We start from the raw sequence: 18,519 nt of genomic DNA, 5'->3' as shown, positions 1-18,519 counted from the left end.
TTATGTTATTTCTACGAACAAAAGCAAAGATTATTTACGAACATAGGTTCGTGTGTTAGGATTGGTAGTAAATATCACCTAAGAATTGGATGGTGAGGCCGATGGATAGGTCATACTGTATAGAAAAAAGGTTAGAGCTTTTATCGAAAGAACTGAACATATCGAAACAGCAAACGTCTAATCTAATCATTAAGGCTAAATCAGTCTTCGGAGGAGAAGATGATTTTGGCGGCGCGTTTGAGTTTTTTTTGAATCTCAGGATCAGTGAGGTCAAGTCCTAAATCAGACTCAAGATTTTCAAAAAACATAATTTTTTGTTGTGTTGCACTGTCTATTTCTTCCTCATAATTAGGCATGGGGATGAAATTAGTTGGTTGCTCATTCTTCATGTTCTCTATTGCCGAAGCTTCTGTTGCTTCCTGTATCTCCGGGTACGGATTTTCCTTAAAAATCGGCTTATTATCTTTGGATACATAATCAGCAAAGTTAATTTTAACTCCACGATACGAAATAGATTCAGTTAAGGGAATAAAGTGCTGTTTAAGCCTAACGATTAATTCAACAGCATATTCAGGAAAGCCCTCCAGATAAGAGGTTGCTAACCGGTATTTATATTCACTACCGAATAATTCATTAGCTACTTCAATTTTTTGAAGTAATTCTTCGTCAATTGTGCCAGATGACCGGTACTTCTCTACATAGGAAATAAGTAATGCAAAGAATGCAAATAATTGGCCAGTATTAGTTGCCTCCGTGAGAATCGATTTGATCTCATCGGGGGCTTTTTCTATATATCCAGCAAGTAGTAAAGCATCGACATCACCGCCAGTAACCTCTGCCAATGCTCGTGTAATATCTTCACCTGCAGGTGGATGAATACCATTTTGTAACTTACTTATATATGCCTTATTTGTCGAGAAACCTTTGTTTCTCATGTTCTCTTCTATTTTACTAAGACTTAAACCTGAACTCTCAATATAAGATTTTAATAAGTCTCTGTACTTCATGTTTTCACCTCTGATATGTATTTTATCTTTCGTTGTCATTCAAAGTCAACGATAGTATTCGAATAATTCGTTATAAACTATTGACAACGAATTTGATGTGGTGTAATTTAATGATAACGTTATTAGTAATTGACAACATTATTTTATAATGACAACGAAGGATGGTGAAATCATGAAATATTCTACTCTTCTTAAAAATTCAATAAATAAAGAGTGTCTAACATTAGGAGAGATTGAAGAGAAGCTTAAGGATTCTGGTCAAAAAACCAATAAGGCTTATATCAGCAAACTTCAAAACGGTAAATTACCACCTGCTGGAGATAAGCTTAATGACGCGTTGGCCGCTGTTTTAAATATCGATCCAGTTGAATTAAAAGCTGCAGCTTATCGTGAAAAAATCTCCTCTGATGTATTAGAGCGAATAATCGGTGCTAATTAAGAAGGAGGCAGTATAAAAATATGACTGTCCTACCCAAGTTCTCACATGCACATACCTTAAGTAGTAATACGGTGACAAAAAACAAACTCCCGGATGGGAACGTAGTAAAAACGATATGGATCGGGGAGAGCAAAATAGAATTCTGTGATGACTATGTAGTTCGCACACCTGAAGCAATAGCAAAAGTGCAGAGAGAATTTCACGCTTGTGGTTGGGAGATCGTCAAAGTACTCCGTGAACAAGGTGTGGAGATTTGATTGTAGTAAGTCGTATATAGCATATCAGATTATGGATTTAACGTTAAGTTCTCATATTTTTCAAATTTCCATTCACACAAATTATTCGTTAATTCTAAAGGAGTAGATACATATGGCCAATTTCAAGAATTTGCTTAACATTCAACAGTGTATAACTGAAAAGAGAGAGGACATTGAAATCATTAAACAGAAACGTCGTGTTCTTTTCAATAATGTGGCTGCAAATGAGGATGAAATTATTGCTCTTCATTACGAGATCGAATTCAAAAAGCTTGAACTATTGCACATCAAACGGGAACAAATCACCGTCTTAAGAGATTCCTCTGATGTATATGACAGAACAATCTATTTGCAGCAGTTGGGACGCCTCCAAAATGTAAATGAAAAATGCATCTCGATTCTGGTAAAACGTCTATTTGAGGAAGGGTACGGAATGGAGTTGAAGAAACGAGGGTTTATTCCTGAACATAGACCAGAAAAGCCTGCGAACCAGATGAAGGTGATCTAAATTGAACATACATCCTGAAAACCAACCACTTCCTGACGTGCATATGAGCGAAAAGGATAAATTAGAATTTGCTGAAGCGTTAGCGTTCAGATACGTCCAGTTAACGTTTCAGGCTAATTCGGCAGATCCACTAGCATCTACCGAACAAATAAGAAATCAAGCCTCAGAAGAACTGAGACGTCTGTCTAATCTTCTGCCTGATCTTCCAGAAGATATCCAAGGACTGGTGAAGGACCGGATTCGTTTATACCAAAAATGAGGACAGGCCTTGGCCTTGTCTCCGTGCTTGTCCGTAATCTACAGACAAGCACGGAGATGCGGCTAACGCATCCAGAAGCGCTGAACGCAAAATTGCGCTGAGTCCTCAGTAAACAACATTCATTTCAATTAGATCTAAAGGAGGAGGAACACACCGTTCAGGCTTAAGGCAAACTTTATGAAAATTGCATATTTAGAGAAGGGGAATTTGTGGATATGTTCAGGATTTCTCATTAATGTATTTGTCCAACGCTACCTTCAAAACATCTAGAGATTTATCTAGAAATTTTCCATAGACACTGAACGCAAAATTGCGTTGAGTCCAATCATGAGAATGGGGATAGAGAAGTGAAGTCCTTAGTAAACGACAAACCCTTAACTAAAAGTATGGTTGGAAACCGGATTTGGGCATTGCAAAAGACAGATGAAGCGGCTTTTCAGCGGGAACTTGTAACGTATTTTGCACTGGCTTGTCCTGGATATTCCATAGTGAGAGTGGAGTATCCGTATATCTTTCTGCAGTGAGGAGGCTAGTAATGAAGAAAGAAATGAGGACTATACATATAACTTTGCAAAGATGCTTTGACGTTGGAGCAGACGAGAGCTTTCTATCTCAAATCATTTCGATGTTTCGACGCAAATGGCGGGGGAAGCCACTTGTTTTGTCTTTCATTAATGACATGGAGGTAAGGTTTATCACCTCCTTTAGTATCTACAAATAGTTTAGCTACCAATAAATTTTCGTAAGGGTGGATTCAAATACAATTTGGGCTAAAGCCCTTATCTACAAGGAGGAAGCAGCATGCAGCAATGGAGCAACAACTCTTGCTTGGGTTACATCCGATCTGCCCTGGAGCGGAAGGGATGGCCTGAAGAGAAGATCAGGGAAGTAGTAAAAGCCGTCTATAGTGAGTTTGATTTTAAAACACTGGAGGAGGCCCGGAAAGTTTACGAAAACTCATTTGATTAATCCGCCTGACGAGCGCCTAAGCGCCTTGGGCCTGTTGCGGTATCCCGCCATAGAAGGAGCTTTCATAGATTTCTGTGTAACGAGAGCCGGTTCTAAAAAATCGACTCCCACTGTAATTGAGTATCACCAAATCCTGCATGAATTAGGGAGGACACTAAATGACCCAGGAAAGTAGTGGAAAGGCGCTTTTGGCAAATGAAGAAACACCCCATTTTGTCTATGAGGAAAATGGACAAGCCATGACCGACAGCAGGACGATTGCATTCAAGTTTGGTAAACGTCATGCGGATATTTTGCGGAGCATCAAGTCACTGGAATGCAGCGCTGAATTTACTGAACGCAATTTTGCACAGAGTCATTATAAGGACAAGACGGGGAGAAACAATCTCTACTATAAAGTCACTCGGGACGGCTTTGTGTTTCTAATTACTGGTTTTACGGGCCGGGAAGCTGCACGGTTTAAGGAAGAGTATATTGCCGCGTTCAACCGCATGGAAGGGCAGTTGCAGTTACTGCAGCAATTGCAGCAATTGAATCCCCCCTCTAACTTCTTAATTAGTGAAGAAGCATTCTCCCAGATGAAGGAGCGTGTGCATAACATGGAGCAGCTATTAGTACAGACTGAACAAGAAATTACGTTAAAGGCTGCTGAACAGAAAACCTTGCAGACGGCTATCGGCCAGAGAATCCTTACACTTGCTAAGAATTCCTCACAGCGGCCCGAGTTGTTTCGTAAATTGTACCGGGCGATCTATGTGGAATTTGCTGTGTCAAGTTACCGGGATATCCTTAAGAAGGATTATCAGCTGGCTTTGAAAGTTGTGGAGGTATGGATGCCTGAGGGTTAACGCAAAGATGCGTTGTGTCTGTAGTTCACTGAACGATGATGTGCGTCCAGTAAGCTGAACGCAGTATTCCGTTGAGTGAATAGCTTCTATGTAAACGCAAATAAGCGTTCAGTGATGGAAGAAGCAGTACGTAAACCTGCGCTGAGTGTTTGAGGGGAAGTTGCTGAACGCAATCTGGCGTTTAACAATATCGACGAGAGGAGAGGATTCTGTGGTTGATGACATGACATTGCCCTTACTGGCAACCATCTGGTTTGAGCGCAGCCCACTGCAACATCATGTGCTCATCAAGAACATTATGCGAAGTGAGCATAAAAAAAAGCACGCAAGCACTTCCGATGCTTACGTACCAAGCCAATTTGCGAACTGATTATCTCATAAAAGTATCTTTAGCGCAATATTATCCACTTAACGCAATTTTGCGCTCAGTATTCGGCTAAACAGGGGGAGATGCCGTGGATTCCAATGTTAATCCTCAACCAACGGATGCACACATAAGAATATCACATGAAATACACCGAGAGCTGATCCGGCGGAAGTTCTCTAAGCGTCAGCGTGATGTCATTGACTTTATCCTGACTTTGAGCTGGGGATGCGGGAAACCATCGGCAATCATTCCGGAATTGAAAAATTTTGAAGAAGCCGGTATTCGCCAGAATCATATCCGCGAAGTTTTAGATGACCTAATCGCAGGAAAGGTCGTTCTATGGGATAAAGAAATGAGTATTTTTCAGGTCAACAAGCATTTCGACCTATGGGAGATTGATTCAGTTTCAAGCTCTGCGAAGAAATTTAATGAACTGATTAATCTGAATCTTGCCCGTCCCTCACCTAATTTACTGAAGCAATCGGTTCCCAAAAAGGGAACTGAACCCCCAAAAGAGGAACCGGGTCCCCAAAAAGGAAATACAGTTACCAAAAAGGGAAGCAAGCTCCCGAAAAAGGAACCGAGTTCCCAAAAGGGGAACCATTCAGTTCCTAAAAAGGGAACCGAGTTCCCAAAAGAGGAACTGCCCAGTTCCCAAAAAGGGAACCGTTCAGTTCCCAAAAAGGGAACCGTCAAGCGCGATTATCCTTGTCATATCAAAGGGTTCAGCGATTCTAAAGCTAGTATTAAAGCTAGTATTAAAAAAAGATTTAGTTCTAGTAGTACAAGTACAAGAATCCATTTTGAGGGACACACACTGGCCAGTGTGCTTCGGGATTATGCAGATAATTTTTGTTCCAGCGGTCGAGTGACTGCATTCGATAAGGCTGATCTAACTGCCTATTACAACGAGTACGGTGGAGAATGGCTGTCCAAAGCGTTAAGAGAAGCATACCGGATGGGGCCAGAGAAACGGAACTTGGCCTACGTTCATGGGGTGCTGAAAGGGTATCGGGACCGAGGGGGGGCGGACGTAGTGAGAGAACAAGAACCAAATGCAGGTTTGTATTCTTCTATAGACGGCAAAAAAACCACGAAGCAGTTAGAGATTGAACGCTTGGAGAGGATTATGCGAGAGGAGGCAGCATTACATGCATAAAGGCGAAGTCGCAGCTCTCCTAATTGCAATCAGGAAAGATTATGAACACTTTGATACCAGCGATGAAAGCATAGAACGGCATCTCAAATACTTACGGGATTTCCCACTGGATCAAGCATTGAGAAATGTGGCTGAACATGTGCTGACCAGTGATTTTCCACCACGTATCTCACAAATTCGAGGGCGGATTGGGAGCAGGACTCTTTCAGAACAGTCCAAAGAAGAGGCGGAAGCCTATATGCAAGAACTCGAAAGCTTTGAGCAAACCGCCGTCAGGCCATCCGATGAAATCAGGAGGAGATTGAGTGAACTACGATCCAGATTCATCGAGTGAAGAATTTAAACTGCCTATAAGCATGGAGACCGAACAAGTCGTTTTAGGCTCCATCATCTTGGAACCTGATCTTATGCATACCGCAGTTGAGATTATGGATCAAGGGGCCATGTACGGTCAGGCCCACCGTCATATTTACACGGCCATGTGTCAGTTGCATAAGGCAGGTGACCCCATTGATCTGGTTAGCTTAATCAAAAAGCTAAAAGACAACCGACATTTGGTTCTGGTTGGTGGAACCTCTTATCTGACCAATCTGTATCAGAGCATCCCTTCTACTGCAAATTTTTCGTACCATGTTGGTGTCCTGAATGAGAACAGCATGCTTCGAAAGATTATACGTGCCGGTTACAAGCAGATGCGTGCGGCATCTGAAGATAGAGACGTAGGCCAGGCCTTAATTAGCATGCAAAGTACCGTTGATCACCTCATGGCTCAATCTTCGGCAGCCAGAGAACCGGATTTCATTCCCCTGCAGCAATTGGGTGTGCAAGCTCTTGAACAGATGGAAGAGCAGGTACTGACTCACGGAGGGGGGATTAATGGTGTGCCTTCCGGCTTTAGGGATCTGGACAACATGACGAATGGGTTCCAGGAGTCCGACCTCATAATCATCGCTGCTCGGCCATCGGTAGGGAAAACGGCAGTAGCTCTGAATATTGCATCCAATGCTTCTAAATGTGTCACAGCGCCTATTGCAGTGTTTAGTTTAGAGCAGCCAAGACAGCAAGTGACCAAACGCTTTATCAGTTCCGAAGGTCAGGTGGATGCCAATCGTATTCGTACAGTGAATATGAGTGACAGCGATTGGGGGCGAGCGGTGGACACAGTTGCTCAATTTGGGAATATTCTGGTGAACGATTCACCGGGACTGACCGTTTGGGACATCCGGACCAAGGCCCGCAGATTGAAGCAGGAAAAAGGACTTGCCATGATTATTATCGATTACTTGCAATTGATTCGTGGGAACAGTAAATCTACCGAAAACCGCCAGCAGGAAGTCTCGGAGATTTCCCGGACACTGAAGCAAATTGCGAGGGAATTGGACGTACCTATCATTGCCTTGTCTCAGCTCAGCCGGAATGTGGAGCAGCGTCAGGATAAGCGTCCGATGATGAGTGATCTACGGGAGTCTGGTTCAATTGAGCAGGATGCGGACGTTGTTGCCTTTTTGTACCGTGATGACTATTACAACGCGGATTCAGAGAAGAAAAACATCATCGAAATTATTATTGCCAAACAGCGAAATGGTCCGGTCGGCACCGTAGAGTTGGTGTTCCTGAAGAATTTTAATAAGTTTGTTAACTATGAACGCAATCATAATCAAGATCAAAAGTTGGGAGATGCTCGTTAGCCATGATAACTACAAATAACAACGAAACAAAGAAACTGAGGGGGGTACGTCCCACACTGCGTCAGAAGCAAATCATTAGCTCCTATGAACTGGCCCCAGAAAATTGGCTGGTGGTGAGTGCTACTTCTAAAAAATTGGAGTTGCTGCATAAGAAAAAGGGCAACATTCGCCTTGTAAACTGCCGGTAGAGTGGGAACAAAAATATTTTTTAAAGGTGGCTTCGGAAGAATTGATGTTCCGAGGGCGGGAAGTCTTGCTTATGAAATAGAACATATGATCTCAATTCGGTGTAATAATGCCTCAAAGGAGGATTTATTTGGAACAGACAATGACAACTCATTATAAAACAGCTGCTGTGTTATTTGGTGGAATTGGCGGTGAGTCAGCCGGATTGCTGCAATCACAGGTTGAATATGGTGGCAAACTATATAAATTCAAACTGCTATGTTCGATTGACAGTGATCCGGTAGCTTGCCGCAATCATGATCTGATTACGGGCGAGAAAACGGCAGTCGTAATGGATTTGTTCCGTCGCTGGCAGTACGAAGCCTGGCATGAGCAACAGCCACCATCACACTGGCGAGAAATGACACCATGGGATATTTGGCTGGCCTTTGGGCAGCAGGTACCCTTCTTCCTCTTTACCTCTCCACCGTGTAAGGGGTTGAGCGGGTTGCTCCCCCAGAATAAAGCGAACTCGGATAAATACCAGGCGCTGAACTTTCTAACCGTTAGTGGGCTAGAGCTGGCTTTGCAGGCTTGCGATGAATACGGCGGCAATGTACCCGCCATTATTCAATTGGAGAATGTTCCAAGAATCAGTACCCGAGGCAAGAAGCTCCTAAAACAGATCAAGAAACTACTTCAGAAATATGGGTATGCAGTCAGCATCCGTGCGGATCATAACCTTGGAGAAATCGGGGGCCTTGGGCAGAACCGTGTCCGATTCCTCATTATGGCCCGGCATGAAGCACAGATTCCGAACGTGATTTATTATCCGGAACGGAAACCCTTGCGAACCATTGGAGACATTATCGGTCCACTACCATTTCCAGGTGATATGACGGCGGGAGGGCCTCTTCATCGGATGCCCAAGCTTGCCCGAAAATCTTGGGAAAAGCTGATGGCTATTCCTGCTGGAGGAGATTGGCGGGACTTGAACACCTTTGAATTTGAAAAATATCGCCTTCAGCACGAACCCCGGAGTGGGGCCTGGGCGGTAGAAGATTGGAATCTAACGAGTCGGACCGTAACCGGAGGAGCAGGCGTTGGCCGGAGCAATGGCGTAGCAGCCATATCAGATCCACGAATGAACCTGGGAGAAGGGACCCATTCCAACATTTACAGATTGGTGAGATGGGAAGAAGAGTCGCCTTGTGCAACCGGCGCAACAGGTTCAAACAATGGGGCCTTGAGTGTAGCTGACCCTAGGTTATCTGAACGGGACAGTCGCCACCCTGCAGCCTATCGAGTCGCGAAGGATGATGAACCGGCCCCTTGTGTGACCGGCACGCGATTTGGAAGTGGAGCGATAGCAATCTCGGATTCAAGAGTGAATGATCGAGCTGGCAGATATACAAATCAATTCAAGATGCAGTCCTGGCTGGAACCAGCAAAGACAGTCACTGGAGATACCGACATTCAAAGCGGTGCTCAACTCATTTCTGATCCACGTTGTCGGACGATACTGCAGCCTGATTGTTACGGGGTGCAAGAATGGGACATGGCTTCCAAAACGATTCGGGGCGCTTCACGAATTATGCAGTCGGCCTCCAGCATTGCGGACCCGAGAATGAAGTGTGCTCCTCGCGCGGACACCATGGGGGTACAGGCTTGGGACGTTCCAGCGAAGACAGTCACGGGTACTGCCGACATCCATTCCGGAGCTGCTGCAGTTGCAGATCCACGGATTCCGGAGCCAGATGAGCGGTGCGTCATGATTATTATTGCCGAAGATGGCACGTGGCATCGGCCATTAACCACTTTTGAAATGGCGATGCTGCAGAGCTTCCCGCAATTTCTTCCGGACGGAAGGCCATTTCAACTGGAAGGCTGCTCTGACGCCAAGGCAAGAGAATACATTGGGAATGCCGTTCCGAAGGATGCAGCGGAGCAGATGGGTAATGTCGTTCTGCTGGCGGGAGCGGAAGCAGAGGCAGAGGTATCCTTTGAACTTAGCTGGAATCCGGTGTGGGTGGTTCCATTTGTTGAGCCTATGACTGTTTTAGTGCATTGATCTTGATGCCTGTAGCCAAGTTGACTGCCCCCGACAGCCGAGAGATCCGCGACCCTTCTACGAAGGTTTTCCCGTGAGGATCTGCTGAAGACTGCTCGTGATTATGTAGGATTTGCGGAATATCAAAAACGACGCTGTGAGCTAAAGCTGGAACAAATAGAAAGTAGGTCTGATGAACAATTGCGGAAGTTCATTTTTAAGAGAGACTACCCCGGCTACAAATGGCGGTCAAAAGATTAACTCAGGACGGAGGTAACACATTGATCCTACAAGGAGACAACATTCAGATTATGCCACAGCTGGCCGCCGAGAGCTTTCACTGTACTGTGACATCCCCGCCCTACTGGGGTTTACGGGATTACGGCATTCCGCCAACAGTCTGGCCGGAGACAACTTACACGCCGATGCCCGGTCTGCCGCCGGTGACTGTTCCTGCATGGACCGGTTGACTGGGGCTGGAGCCAACGCCTGAAATATAACAATTGTGGATTGCAATCGCCTGTGGGAGGAGAGATCAATGAAATGAACCAACTAGCCACTAATCTGATTCACCCACGCGCTTTAGTTATGATCAACAGTGCTCTCCAATCTCTGCTTCTTAAAGACAAGGAGTGCAGAATTGAGCGTCTGAAACTACATGTTTACCCTGATTCAGCGATGGCTCAACATCATTCCATTTCAACAGCGTTCGGAATGTTGAGGATCTGTCCAAACATTTACGTGACTAAAGGGGTAGCCTATGTGGTCGAAGATTCCGGGCGTGGAAAAATGGCATTTGCCTGGGTCAGCCGCCGATAGCAATAACTTTTCTAAGATCAAGGAGGAGGTGCATATGCCAAATGAACAAGGTAGGTACAACAAATCAGAAGTATTGAAATCTGCTCTTCCCTACTTTATTCCCCGTTCGAATCGATGGGAGGGCAAGCTATACTCATTTGCTGTACTTCTGACCATGACGCGCTGCAAAAAACTGGGTGTGCCAATACTGAGCAGAGAAAGTGAAGCACCTTCTGCTTTCCTGTACAGCGCGAATGCTGGAGCAGGAATAAGCGATAATCAGCATCGGTATATAGCTCTCTACGATCGTACAGATGCTTACGAATCAATCATGACAAGCTACGGCCCCATGAAATCATGAGGTCAATTCAGAAAAATTCTAAAAAAGGAAGAGGTTTGAGCCTTGAACACATATGAAGTGTGGTGCCAAAAAAGCCAATGGGACGAACCATGGTGCAAGCAGACAATCCAAGGAGAAACGCCGGGAAAGGCCAAATACGCTTATTGGGAATATCTTCAAGATGGTTTGTGGGAAGAACCATTTAGCGAAGTGTTTCGATTCTTGCACTGCCGGAAGATCGGAGGTTTTAAGGTTAGTGATCTATTCAGTAATCGGGTGGACTTCGAAAGGGTTTGCGAACGCAGAGGCATACCTTTCGCCTATCAGGGTATGGAAATTGAAGTGAACGGACAATCGGGGGTAATCGTAGGAGCCAATAATTCAGGAAATCTTGATGTTTGTTTCGATGGGAAATGGTACCCGGAAAACTGTCATCCCTGGTGGCGCACTAAATATTTTGATAGTGCTGGAAAATTGATTCAGGAATTTCTGGATTGAATCGGTGATTATACTACTGAATCAATTCAAGCAGGGGGGAGTGAGCATTGATTTGTCTTCAATGCGGTAAAGTTTGCCGAGTAGTGGATGAGAGCACATTCCATTGTGAAGGATGCCAGCAAACATTTACGCAAAGTGCATGGGACTTTGATGTAGAGGAGATAGAGGATATAGCCAGGGGGGAGTGTGGGGGATTGAAGAACTTTCAGGTCACGGAGCTTAACATCTCATCGGTGCCGGTAGATTGGTTATTCGCCCGATACCAAAAGTTAAAAAAATCAGTGAAGACAAACTCTTCAACTGCGTTGCACCGGGAATTGATGATTATCAAAGAACACTTGGAGAAGACGGGGAAATCATCAGGCAGTCACTGTGATGAAGAAGTAGAACAAATTGAGATGAACATACCCGTAGCCATTCGTCAGCAGTATGTATCTATCGTAGAGTATCGCTTGAAGCAATACTACCAAGCAAACAAGCGGATAAAATGGCTAAATATAGAACTGCAGCAAATCAAGCCGAAGGAGCCTAAGGTTACAGCGGGTATGGAGCTCACCGGAGTCAGTGGCCGATCAGGACTCCCCCATTCTTCCACTGAACATGCAGTACTGAGTATGTATGATAAAGCCGAAAGGCTCCAAGATGAAATTTGGGAAGTGGAGGATCAGTTATATCCTATGGAAAAAGCCTTGCGCAGCCTTGATCCAGATCAACTGAAATTGATTGAGTCTAAATATTTTTACCGCGAGGAAGCGCTGGACGAGTATCTTATGAACGAATTCAACTGGTACCGTGCGAAGTATTATCAGGTGAAGAAAACCGCACTTATTTTACTGGCTCAGTCCCTGCGGATTATCTAGAGACCGTTCAGGACTCTAAAACAGAAAGGATGAATCGTATGGAATCAGATTATCCCGTATTCAATGCATCACAAATGCTCAGATTTGTACATCAGGATGCTTATCTCAAATGGATATATGCCGATCTTTTGAAAAAAGGGCATGATTCTGAAACAGCATTAGAAGTCCTGTTTAACGGAAATGTATTGGAAGATTCTGCAATGACCGATGAGTATGAGTTATATGCCAAAAAAGGAGATAAACACTAATGCCACTGGAATACAAACGTCCCCTGTACGCAGGGGACATCTTTGAAGGAGAGGTGCAAGGTCTCTATGTACAAGCACATGTATTCTCACAGCCGTCCTCGTATGGGATATCCGAAGGTCGAATTAGTCGGTTGACCGTGTATCCGAATCAACAAAAAGAGTTCAGCAAACATCTGGTCAATTATGATCGGGGCTGGGATGGTAAGCCCCCGGAAGATAGCACAATTCGTGTAGTTATTGAAGCAGCAATTCGGCAATTTGATGATAAAGCGGTGGATTGGCGGTTTGAGGCTTTGCGTTAGATTGCGAAAAGCCCAACGGATTAGGAGGTGAATTATGCAACTTGGTCTGTTTGAACAAATGATGTTGTGTCGTGTATTAACGGAAGCAGATTATAAAGAAGTCCATTATGCACATTCAAATGATAGGTGCCATGTTTTTCATACGGATATCGGTCTGGTCGCTGTTGATCGGGAAACGGGGAAATTCGATTCCAAGGATTATAAACAGTTGTTTCGATAAAACCGTGTGTGATGCATGGTTGACGCATATAACGAAGGAGGGTAGCGACAATGAAGACTGGTGATAAGGTGACATTTCTCAAAGATATAACTGCATCTAATGGGAAGACCAAAAGAGCTAAAGTCGGAGATAAAGGGCGAATTGTTTGGGTCTTTGGAGGACTTTCTGTAGTTCGTCGGGATGGTTTATCACGCTCAATTAATGATGTTCCTACATCCTCACTTGAAGTAATTGACTGAATATCACCATAGCACTTGGCTTAAACGCATACAGAGTAACAAATTGAAAGGAATGATAGATATGGCTGGTACTAAAAAGTATAAATTTGTTCTTGGGACAGGGTTTCCGGGGGTTGAACATGAGGATGAATTTGAGCTGCCCGCAACAATGACTGCCGATGAAGTTGAAGAAGAGTATAAACAATGGGCTTGGGAGAGATTAGACCCTTATTGGGTTGAGGTCAAGTAGTGTGCAGTACGAAAACGTAGTGCCAGTAAGACGCAAAATGTGAAGGAGTGTTTTTATGAATAGCAGACAAAGGTTACAAGCTTTGATTGGCTTGGAGCTTAGACGATTGCAATTGGAAAAACAGATTGAAGTGTACGAACCTTTTACGGATCAACCAAGCGTGGAGACCTTAGCAAAATTGCGTGAGGAATTAAAAGACTGTGAATCAGCTAAAGACTATCTGACATTAGAAGATACAAACTGATGAATAGTACGAAGGAGGGATGAATGGAAAATGGATATAACGACTTCATTCAATATTGAGTATTCAGTAGGACTTGATTCTCGGCGTATCAAGAGTCATATGTTTCTTTTTACAAAGATGATGCTTAACAGCTTCGCAAAATATGAGCTTGTCGTAAAGGGATATCTGACATGGGACAAAGTTTATGTTTTTGTTGATGATCATGTAAAGGAATATGGATTGTGTGGATCTGGATCAGAGACTGAACTTATTTATCTGACCTCTCATAAAAAGGATGCATCTCTGTCTGCGTTGGAGTCAAGCAGTTGAACAGTCCGATGTGCTCAATGAATTGCTGCGTTAGGGAGTGAGCTGATGGCGAAAGGGTTCATTTTATACAAGATATATGAGGACTGGGGGATGCTTTATCTCGGTCGTACAAAACAAGATTTGCAATCGAGGCTGCGGGGCCACTTTTTTCGAAAGCCGATGCACCGATCTGTAAATATAGAGCGGGTAACAAAGATTGAATACGCAGAATTCCAAAGTGAAGCTGATATGTTCCTTTACGAAGTATATCTTATAAATAAATTCAAACCGCCATTAAACGTGGATGATAAGGCTCATGACGAACTGACTGTGGAATTACCACCAGTTGAATTCAGAGAATTTGATTGCAAGTTAATGGAAAAGTGGAAAGAAACAATATCAAAACAAGATCGTGTCGAAGAATTTAGACTTACCGAAAGAAAAGCTGCACTTGAAATGGTCGCTGTTATGCGTAGGCAATGGCATAATGGCGAAATATCTGAGGAAGACTATTATGCTTTCAAAGAGAAGATTGCCGCAATGTAATTTAACGAACAAACTGTGTTGCGTAGTACGAAAAGATAGTGCCGATAAGACGCAAACGGCGTAGGGAGGGGGTGGTATTGAAATTTCAAACGAACGCTAAGTATATTGCTATTTAATTAATAATATCGTGTTGTTGACCCTCTTTTGGGTCTTTTATAATAACCCATTGGTCCTGTATTACTTTGTACTTTTCAATGCAGTAGTCAACAGCTTCATCAATCGTTTCAAACCATAAATCGGCAAATCCACTCTTATCTTCTTGTGTATAATACAAAAAAACATAAACTCCATTTTCATTATCGTAAATCATAAGCTTTCTAACATTATCAACATGTTCTTTAAGAAGGGCATACATTCGCACTTCGTTACCCCCAATTCATTTTTTTACCATTTTACCATTAAACAAATCTGCTCGGGAGCTTAATGAGTTTTTTGCCAAGAATCATAATGATTGCTGCACAGTACGAAGACACTGGTCGGTAGACACATAAAGCCAAGGGAGAATTCGTTAGATGATCAAAGCTGAAACCGTCGAGCAGTTTTATATTTTGAAATGGCTAGAAGTAAATTTCGTAACGGAGTTGCTGGAAATAAAGCTAGTTGATAGGTACACCGTGAAGATAAAAGATGCGGACAATAAAATTGCAAGTGTTACTTATGCTGGCAAAGACAACATCATACTAACCGAGGAGTGATTGAAATGAAAATTGCAGTTTACTTCGGAAAACGCTTTGAACAATATACAACGCCTGAAGAGATTTTAGAGGGATTTCAGGATAAAACCAAGGCGAAAATAATTATTGCTGATCTTAAAAGATGTGGAACCAGTGTACGTCCAATTAAGGGGAGTATTGAAGCAGTCTATTATAAATTAGTTCCTGAATCTTAATGGGCTTCTTAGGCTAGGACTACGTATACATGGCTTTACAATCTGCTGCAGGCAGAATTATCAAAATAAATAAGGAGCGTGATTGGATGAACTTCAGATTACAGAAAGGACACCTGCATGAGCGGCGCACTTTATTGCAGCAACTTGCAGATTATAGCGATCTTATGGAGGATGCAATAAAGAAAGAAGATTTGGAGCTCTATGAGAAAATGGAGAGAGATTTCATACAGATAGTTGAGCAATTAGAGTTCGTGGGTAAACGTTATAAATAGATTTTCATTTATGAGTTTCAATTTGAGGTGACCTAGGTCACCTTTCTATTTCAATGAAGGAACAGTTCCAAAAAGCATGCTTTTTGAGACAACGAAAATGCTATTGATAATTTCGTTTCAAAAAGCCACAAAAACAGTTATGAAACGTCTCAGTGATTTGATGGATTATTTGAGACACTTTTTTAGAAAGGGTTTCATTGAAGAATGCATACGGGAGGGTTCCAACCAAGGATCAAAATATAGATGTCCAAAGAAAATAAAGAAGTAGACTGAAAATAAAGTGTTAGACTGAGAAAATAAAGTTGTAGACTGAAAAAATAAAGTATTAGACTGCCACCGCCTCATTAAGCTAACGGGCAGGATAGCTTAATGATTTCGCGAATGCTCTACATATGGAGTTATTTACAAAGTTCGTAAATAAGACGTTACCTGAAACAACCGAATGATAAAGAAAAACAAGAAAGAAGAAGTGAATATAATGAATAATTCTAAGCATTATTTGACTCATTACTTTATGAAAGGAACAAGACCATTCTTAAGTTTAACGAAGTTGAATTATTATGAAGCTAGTATAATTGCTGATAGACTTAAAACAATTTCGGGAAGGGCATTTCGAAGGTTTAATAACTTTGAATGGTATTTTAACGAGAGGGTTATAACAGAGGATTGGTTAATCAATGAGTTTATAAGTCTAGGTGGAAAACCTAAAACTAGACATCCTATTTATTTTGTTTTAGGTGAATCTTCTCATCTTGAAGAGGCATATGGGGAAAACTATTCAACAATCAAAGTAGCATTAGATGAAATCAATGATTTAGAAGTTAGTTTTACATATCCAGATAGTATGGCAACAAGATTTATATCAAGGGAGACAGATGCCATTCATTTTAATTCTCAATATCATGGTAAGCTTTTCACTAAGCAAGGTATCTTTGATACTATTGATAAGTTTGGTATGCCTGGGGAGCAATGGAGATCTGAGCCTAAGCGGAAGTTTGATTATTTTATTGAAGCACAGGTTTGGAACGAACAATATATAGCTGAATACATGTAACAATGATAACTTGTAGTATTGCGCTGATGCGAGTGAAGGATAAAGAATGATAGGACATATTTGGGTTATTCGAAGATGTCGGTTACTTCAGGTAACACCATATTCACGCATCGGGGCATTCGCCCCTCGGTCCGGCCGAAGTTAGAAGTGGATTCGGGGATGAGATTTTCAGGAGCGAGGAAGCGGAATCAGCAGACAACCCTGCACTGGCTAAGTCTGTCGTACGAGGCTGGCGCCCCTTACGCCCAGTGATGGTTCGTGAATGCGGGAACGTTACTCATATGGGCTTTTTCAAGTCATTGCGCTAACGGGAAACGATAGCTCAAAAACATTAAGACAGCCGATCTCAACACGATCGGCTGTTTTTGTTCAACTAGCCGTACTGTGTCCTAAATCTCATACCTCGCAAGCAATCTTGCCCGTCCCCCAACCGAAAAAACTTGTCGTTACTTATGATAAGGATCAACTTCAAGCAAGACGATGATGCCGTTCTCCCCTATGTTGAATGGATGTTCAGCTTCGTCTTCCAGTTCAGTTATACGTTGGTTGAAGTAGTCCTCCTGAAAATGAAAATGAAAATGACTCCTTAAAAAGGGATGTGGTACCGGGTCACGAATATGATCTATGTCTGAAAAAAAGATTACGCACTGTAAGGAGGAATGGGAACGAAATGAAGTTCGACCTTCGAGAATTAGCGTTGTTTGCAGAACAGGCTGTAACAAAAGCGGGTGACAGAATTTCCGAATTGCGCAGCCGGGAAAAAATTGAAGTGAATTACAAGGATGCGGGTGAACTTGTGACATCAGCTGACTTGCTGTCGGAAAGAATCATTCAAGAAGCCATTATGGGGACATTTCAAGGTCATCGAATTCTTTCGGAGGAAGATGGAGTACATAACTGGGATAATTTCAAGTTTGACGGTCCAGTTTGGGTGATTGATCCCTTAGATGGAACAGTTAATTTTGCTCGGAACCTGCCGCATTACGGCGTTTCATTGGCTTTTGCCCTTGATGGCGTAGTGCTGGCAGGAGCAGTATATGCGCCAGATTTGAACTGTACTTATGTAGGGATTAAAGGGGAAGGCTCCTATTGCAATGGTGAGCGTTTACGAATTCGTAAATGTACTTCACTACTAGATGCTGTCATTGGCACAGGTTTTCCGCATGATCCAGCAAAAGTGCAACCAGCAATCGAAAGAGTGAACCGACTCAGAAGAAACTGTCGTGACATTAGGCGTTTTGCCGCACCAACAGTAGACATTTGTTATGTGGCGTCCGGAAAATTAGATGCGCATACAGAAAGTCTTGCACCGTGGGACGTAGCCGCCGCAGGCTTGATTGCACGGGAGGCGGGAGCATTGAGTTGCCATGTACAAGCGGTGCCCGATGACATCCCTAAAGAACTCTATGGAGAAGAGGTCGTATTCACGACACCTGGAATCTTCGATGATCTCTTGACATTATTGCGGATGGAATCCGAATAAAAGGTTCAGTCTCTTTTCAACATTGTGTACGTGCAAAAATGTTAGCTTAGTAAGGTATGTTCTTCAATGAAAAAGCCATCCTTTTCAGGATAGCCTTAAATACTTGCCCCTTCAGCCAGCGCGGTGAACCGTATCATAGTTTACAGACAGGTCATTCCGCTAACGGGAAACGATACCGCAATAACAACTAGGAAAGCAGCCAACTATTACTCGGCTGCCTTTTCCCCGCTAACGGGCAGGATAGTTTAGCGGAAAAAAAAGGATATTATTGGTCGACTATTGAAATTACAGAT

The 18,519-nt window shown here is 43.0% G+C and carries 31 protein-coding genes; 29 read left to right on the top strand and 2 right to left on the bottom strand.

Going from position 1 to position 18,519, the window contains the following annotated elements:
• Positions 1-200 precede the first annotated feature (200 nt).
• Positions 201-1,007, bottom strand: coding sequence for a hypothetical protein (locus IEY53_RS08245; protein WP_189023819.1), 807 nt, complete (start codon positions 1,005-1,007; stop codon positions 201-203).
• A 172-nt stretch (positions 1,008-1,179) separates the two neighbouring features.
• On the opposite strand from IEY53_RS08245, the gene IEY53_RS08240 reads away from it, so the two are divergent.
• The 24 genes from IEY53_RS08240 (at position 1,180) to IEY53_RS08130 (ending at position 14,528) form a co-directional block, all read left to right on the top strand.
• Positions 1,180-1,446: an XRE family transcriptional regulator gene (locus tag IEY53_RS08240; RefSeq protein ID WP_189023818.1), complete on the top strand. Its 267-nt coding sequence runs from the start codon at positions 1,180-1,182 to the stop codon at positions 1,444-1,446.
• Positions 1,447-1,815: 369 nt separating this feature from the next.
• Positions 1,816-2,211 (top strand): hypothetical protein, encoded by a 396-nt coding sequence (locus IEY53_RS08235; RefSeq protein ID WP_189023817.1) that lies wholly within the window; start codon positions 1,816-1,818, stop codon positions 2,209-2,211.
• A gap of 1 nt (position 2,212) precedes the next feature.
• Complete coding sequence (locus IEY53_RS08230) at positions 2,213-2,470, top strand: hypothetical protein (RefSeq protein ID WP_189023816.1); 258 nt, start codon at positions 2,213-2,215, stop codon at positions 2,468-2,470.
• Between the two features lie 347 nt (positions 2,471-2,817).
• The gene (locus IEY53_RS08225) at positions 2,818-2,994 is read left to right on the top strand and encodes a hypothetical protein (RefSeq protein ID WP_189024347.1); all 177 of its coding nucleotides are present in this window, start codon (positions 2,818-2,820) and stop codon (positions 2,992-2,994) included.
• Between the two features lie 277 nt (positions 2,995-3,271).
• The gene (locus IEY53_RS08220; RefSeq protein WP_189023814.1) at positions 3,272-3,439 is read left to right on the top strand and encodes a hypothetical protein; all 168 of its coding nucleotides are present in this window, start codon (positions 3,272-3,274) and stop codon (positions 3,437-3,439) included.
• A gap of 158 nt (positions 3,440-3,597) precedes the next feature.
• On the top strand, positions 3,598-4,287 hold the full coding sequence (locus IEY53_RS08215; protein ID WP_189023812.1) for a Rha family transcriptional regulator: 690 nt from the start codon (positions 3,598-3,600) through the stop codon (positions 4,285-4,287).
• Positions 4,288-4,742: 455 nt separating this feature from the next.
• Entirely contained in the window at positions 4,743-5,813 is a 1,071-nt protein-coding gene (locus tag IEY53_RS08210; protein ID WP_189023810.1) for a replication protein, read from the top strand.
• Positions 5,806-6,147 carry a replicative helicase loader/inhibitor gene (locus IEY53_RS08205; RefSeq protein ID WP_189023808.1) on the top strand — a complete coding sequence of 114 codons (342 nt, stop codon included), beginning with the start codon at positions 5,806-5,808 and terminating at the stop codon, positions 6,145-6,147. Before IEY53_RS08210 ends, IEY53_RS08205 begins: the two co-directional genes overlap by 8 nt.
• A 22-nt stretch (positions 6,148-6,169) precedes the next feature.
• Positions 6,170-7,501: a replicative DNA helicase gene (dnaB, locus tag IEY53_RS08200; RefSeq protein ID WP_189024302.1), complete on the top strand. Its 1,332-nt coding sequence runs from the start codon at positions 6,170-6,172 to the stop codon at positions 7,499-7,501.
• Positions 7,502-7,503: 2 nt separating this feature from the next.
• Complete coding sequence (locus tag IEY53_RS36030; protein WP_373293824.1) at positions 7,504-7,689, top strand: DUF6906 family protein; 186 nt, start codon at positions 7,504-7,506, stop codon at positions 7,687-7,689.
• A 128-nt stretch (positions 7,690-7,817) separates the two neighbouring features.
• Entirely contained in the window at positions 7,818-9,737 is a 1,920-nt protein-coding gene (locus tag IEY53_RS08195) for a DNA cytosine methyltransferase (RefSeq protein WP_229696045.1), read from the top strand.
• Between the two features lie 260 nt (positions 9,738-9,997).
• Positions 9,998-10,186, top strand: a complete 189-nt coding sequence (locus IEY53_RS08190; protein ID WP_189023806.1) for a site-specific DNA-methyltransferase — start codon at positions 9,998-10,000, stop codon at positions 10,184-10,186.
• A gap of 73 nt (positions 10,187-10,259) precedes the next feature.
• A complete protein-coding gene (locus IEY53_RS08185; protein ID WP_189023804.1) occupies positions 10,260-10,535 on the top strand; it encodes a hypothetical protein in 276 nt (91 codons plus the stop codon).
• 34 nt (positions 10,536-10,569) lie between these two features.
• Positions 10,570-10,875, top strand: coding sequence for a hypothetical protein (locus IEY53_RS08180; protein ID WP_189023802.1), 306 nt, complete (start codon positions 10,570-10,572; stop codon positions 10,873-10,875).
• 42 nt (positions 10,876-10,917) lie between these two features.
• The gene (locus IEY53_RS08175; RefSeq protein WP_189023800.1) at positions 10,918-11,352 is read left to right on the top strand and encodes a hypothetical protein; all 435 of its coding nucleotides are present in this window, start codon (positions 10,918-10,920) and stop codon (positions 11,350-11,352) included.
• 194 nt (positions 11,353-11,546) lie between these two features.
• Complete coding sequence (locus IEY53_RS08170) at positions 11,547-12,212, top strand: ArpU family phage packaging/lysis transcriptional regulator (RefSeq protein WP_189023798.1); 666 nt, start codon at positions 11,547-11,549, stop codon at positions 12,210-12,212.
• Between the two features lie 38 nt (positions 12,213-12,250).
• A complete protein-coding gene (locus tag IEY53_RS08165; protein WP_189023796.1) occupies positions 12,251-12,460 on the top strand; it encodes a hypothetical protein in 210 nt (69 codons plus the stop codon).
• Positions 12,460-12,762 (top strand): DUF7678 domain-containing protein, encoded by a 303-nt coding sequence (locus IEY53_RS08160; protein ID WP_189023794.1) that lies wholly within the window; start codon positions 12,460-12,462, stop codon positions 12,760-12,762. Before IEY53_RS08165 ends, IEY53_RS08160 begins: the two co-directional genes overlap by 1 nt.
• 34 nt (positions 12,763-12,796) lie before the next feature.
• Positions 12,797-12,982, top strand: coding sequence for a hypothetical protein (locus tag IEY53_RS08155; RefSeq protein ID WP_189023792.1), 186 nt, complete (start codon positions 12,797-12,799; stop codon positions 12,980-12,982).
• Positions 12,983-13,032: 50 nt separating this feature from the next.
• Positions 13,033-13,221, top strand: coding sequence for a hypothetical protein (locus tag IEY53_RS08150; RefSeq protein ID WP_189023790.1), 189 nt, complete (start codon positions 13,033-13,035; stop codon positions 13,219-13,221).
• Positions 13,222-13,282: 61 nt separating this feature from the next.
• A complete protein-coding gene (locus tag IEY53_RS08145) occupies positions 13,283-13,450 on the top strand; it encodes a DUF7167 family protein (RefSeq protein WP_189023788.1) in 168 nt (55 codons plus the stop codon).
• A gap of 55 nt (positions 13,451-13,505) precedes the next feature.
• Positions 13,506-13,694 (top strand): hypothetical protein, encoded by a 189-nt coding sequence (locus IEY53_RS08140; protein ID WP_189023786.1) that lies wholly within the window; start codon positions 13,506-13,508, stop codon positions 13,692-13,694.
• Between the two features lie 30 nt (positions 13,695-13,724).
• Positions 13,725-14,003 carry a hypothetical protein gene (locus tag IEY53_RS08135; RefSeq protein WP_189023784.1) on the top strand — a complete coding sequence of 93 codons (279 nt, stop codon included), beginning with the start codon at positions 13,725-13,727 and terminating at the stop codon, positions 14,001-14,003.
• A gap of 45 nt (positions 14,004-14,048) precedes the next feature.
• On the top strand, positions 14,049-14,528 hold the full coding sequence (locus IEY53_RS08130; RefSeq protein WP_189023782.1) for a GIY-YIG nuclease family protein: 480 nt from the start codon (positions 14,049-14,051) through the stop codon (positions 14,526-14,528).
• 112 nt (positions 14,529-14,640) lie between these two features.
• Here the strand turns inward: IEY53_RS08130 and IEY53_RS08125 are convergent, their stop codons facing one another.
• Positions 14,641-14,883 (bottom strand): hypothetical protein, encoded by a 243-nt coding sequence (locus IEY53_RS08125; RefSeq protein WP_229696063.1) that lies wholly within the window; start codon positions 14,881-14,883, stop codon positions 14,641-14,643.
• A gap of 157 nt (positions 14,884-15,040) precedes the next feature.
• On the opposite strand from IEY53_RS08125, the gene IEY53_RS08120 reads away from it, so the two are divergent.
• The 5 genes from IEY53_RS08120 to IEY53_RS08100 all read left to right on the top strand — a co-directional run bounded on the left by IEY53_RS08120 (position 15,041) and on the right by IEY53_RS08100 (position 18,226).
• Positions 15,041-15,223 carry a hypothetical protein gene (locus IEY53_RS08120; RefSeq protein WP_189023778.1) on the top strand — a complete coding sequence of 61 codons (183 nt, stop codon included), beginning with the start codon at positions 15,041-15,043 and terminating at the stop codon, positions 15,221-15,223.
• A 5-nt stretch (positions 15,224-15,228) separates the two neighbouring features.
• Positions 15,229-15,417 (top strand): hypothetical protein, encoded by a 189-nt coding sequence (locus IEY53_RS08115; protein WP_189023776.1) that lies wholly within the window; start codon positions 15,229-15,231, stop codon positions 15,415-15,417.
• 86 nt (positions 15,418-15,503) lie between these two features.
• A complete protein-coding gene (locus IEY53_RS08110; protein WP_189023774.1) occupies positions 15,504-15,689 on the top strand; it encodes a hypothetical protein in 186 nt (61 codons plus the stop codon).
• Positions 15,690-16,131: 442 nt separating this feature from the next.
• Positions 16,132-16,743 (top strand): hypothetical protein, encoded by a 612-nt coding sequence (locus tag IEY53_RS08105; protein ID WP_189023773.1) that lies wholly within the window; start codon positions 16,132-16,134, stop codon positions 16,741-16,743.
• Positions 16,744-17,413: 670 nt separating this feature from the next.
• A complete protein-coding gene (locus IEY53_RS08100; RefSeq protein ID WP_189023770.1) occupies positions 17,414-18,226 on the top strand; it encodes an inositol monophosphatase family protein in 813 nt (270 codons plus the stop codon).
• Positions 18,227-18,519: the final 293 nt, after the last annotated feature.

Origin of the sequence: Paenibacillus albidus (assembly GCF_014644435.1) — a bacterium.
Taxonomy (GTDB): Bacteria; Bacillota; Bacilli; order Paenibacillales; family Paenibacillaceae; genus Paenibacillus_AQ; species Paenibacillus_AQ albidus.
This window is presented reverse-complemented; position numbering and strand designations above follow the sequence as displayed.

What these genes read in the sequence shown, in the direction of transcription:
- IEY53_RS08245 (WP_189023819.1), bottom strand. Translation starts at nt 1,007, where the DNA reads ATGAAGTACAGAGACTTATTAAAATCTTATATTGAGAGTTCAGGTTTA.
- IEY53_RS08240 (WP_189023818.1), top strand. Translation starts at nt 1,180, where the DNA reads ATGAAATATTCTACTCTTCTTAAAAATTCAATAAATAAAGAGTGTCTA.
- IEY53_RS08235 (WP_189023817.1), top strand. Translation starts at nt 1,816, where the DNA reads ATGGCCAATTTCAAGAATTTGCTTAACATTCAACAGTGTATAACTGAA.
- IEY53_RS08220 (WP_189023814.1), top strand. Translation starts at nt 3,272, where the DNA reads ATGCAGCAATGGAGCAACAACTCTTGCTTGGGTTACATCCGATCTGCC.
- IEY53_RS08215 (WP_189023812.1), top strand. Translation starts at nt 3,598, where the DNA reads ATGACCCAGGAAAGTAGTGGAAAGGCGCTTTTGGCAAATGAAGAAACA.
- IEY53_RS08205 (WP_189023808.1), top strand. Translation starts at nt 5,806, where the DNA reads ATGCATAAAGGCGAAGTCGCAGCTCTCCTAATTGCAATCAGGAAAGAT.
- dnaB (WP_189024302.1), top strand. Translation starts at nt 6,170, where the DNA reads ATGGAGACCGAACAAGTCGTTTTAGGCTCCATCATCTTGGAACCTGAT.
- IEY53_RS36030 (WP_373293824.1), top strand. Translation starts at nt 7,504, where the DNA reads ATGATAACTACAAATAACAACGAAACAAAGAAACTGAGGGGGGTACGT.
- IEY53_RS08185 (WP_189023804.1), top strand. Translation starts at nt 10,260, where the DNA reads ATGAACCAACTAGCCACTAATCTGATTCACCCACGCGCTTTAGTTATG.
- IEY53_RS08180 (WP_189023802.1), top strand. Translation starts at nt 10,570, where the DNA reads ATGCCAAATGAACAAGGTAGGTACAACAAATCAGAAGTATTGAAATCT.
- IEY53_RS08165 (WP_189023796.1), top strand. Translation starts at nt 12,251, where the DNA reads ATGGAATCAGATTATCCCGTATTCAATGCATCACAAATGCTCAGATTT.
- IEY53_RS08160 (WP_189023794.1), top strand. Translation starts at nt 12,460, where the DNA reads ATGCCACTGGAATACAAACGTCCCCTGTACGCAGGGGACATCTTTGAA.
- IEY53_RS08155 (WP_189023792.1), top strand. Translation starts at nt 12,797, where the DNA reads ATGCAACTTGGTCTGTTTGAACAAATGATGTTGTGTCGTGTATTAACG.
- IEY53_RS08150 (WP_189023790.1), top strand. Translation starts at nt 13,033, where the DNA reads ATGAAGACTGGTGATAAGGTGACATTTCTCAAAGATATAACTGCATCT.
- IEY53_RS08145 (WP_189023788.1), top strand. Translation starts at nt 13,283, where the DNA reads ATGGCTGGTACTAAAAAGTATAAATTTGTTCTTGGGACAGGGTTTCCG.
- IEY53_RS08140 (WP_189023786.1), top strand. Translation starts at nt 13,506, where the DNA reads ATGAATAGCAGACAAAGGTTACAAGCTTTGATTGGCTTGGAGCTTAGA.
- IEY53_RS08135 (WP_189023784.1), top strand. Translation starts at nt 13,725, where the DNA reads ATGGATATAACGACTTCATTCAATATTGAGTATTCAGTAGGACTTGAT.
- IEY53_RS08130 (WP_189023782.1), top strand. Translation starts at nt 14,049, where the DNA reads ATGGCGAAAGGGTTCATTTTATACAAGATATATGAGGACTGGGGGATG.
- IEY53_RS08125 (WP_229696063.1), bottom strand. Translation starts at nt 14,883, where the DNA reads ATGTATGCCCTTCTTAAAGAACATGTTGATAATGTTAGAAAGCTTATG.
- IEY53_RS08120 (WP_189023778.1), top strand. Translation starts at nt 15,041, where the DNA reads ATGATCAAAGCTGAAACCGTCGAGCAGTTTTATATTTTGAAATGGCTA.
- IEY53_RS08115 (WP_189023776.1), top strand. Translation starts at nt 15,229, where the DNA reads ATGAAAATTGCAGTTTACTTCGGAAAACGCTTTGAACAATATACAACG.
- IEY53_RS08110 (WP_189023774.1), top strand. Translation starts at nt 15,504, where the DNA reads ATGAACTTCAGATTACAGAAAGGACACCTGCATGAGCGGCGCACTTTA.
- IEY53_RS08105 (WP_189023773.1), top strand. Translation starts at nt 16,132, where the DNA reads ATGATAAAGAAAAACAAGAAAGAAGAAGTGAATATAATGAATAATTCT.
- IEY53_RS08100 (WP_189023770.1), top strand. Translation starts at nt 17,414, where the DNA reads ATGAAGTTCGACCTTCGAGAATTAGCGTTGTTTGCAGAACAGGCTGTA.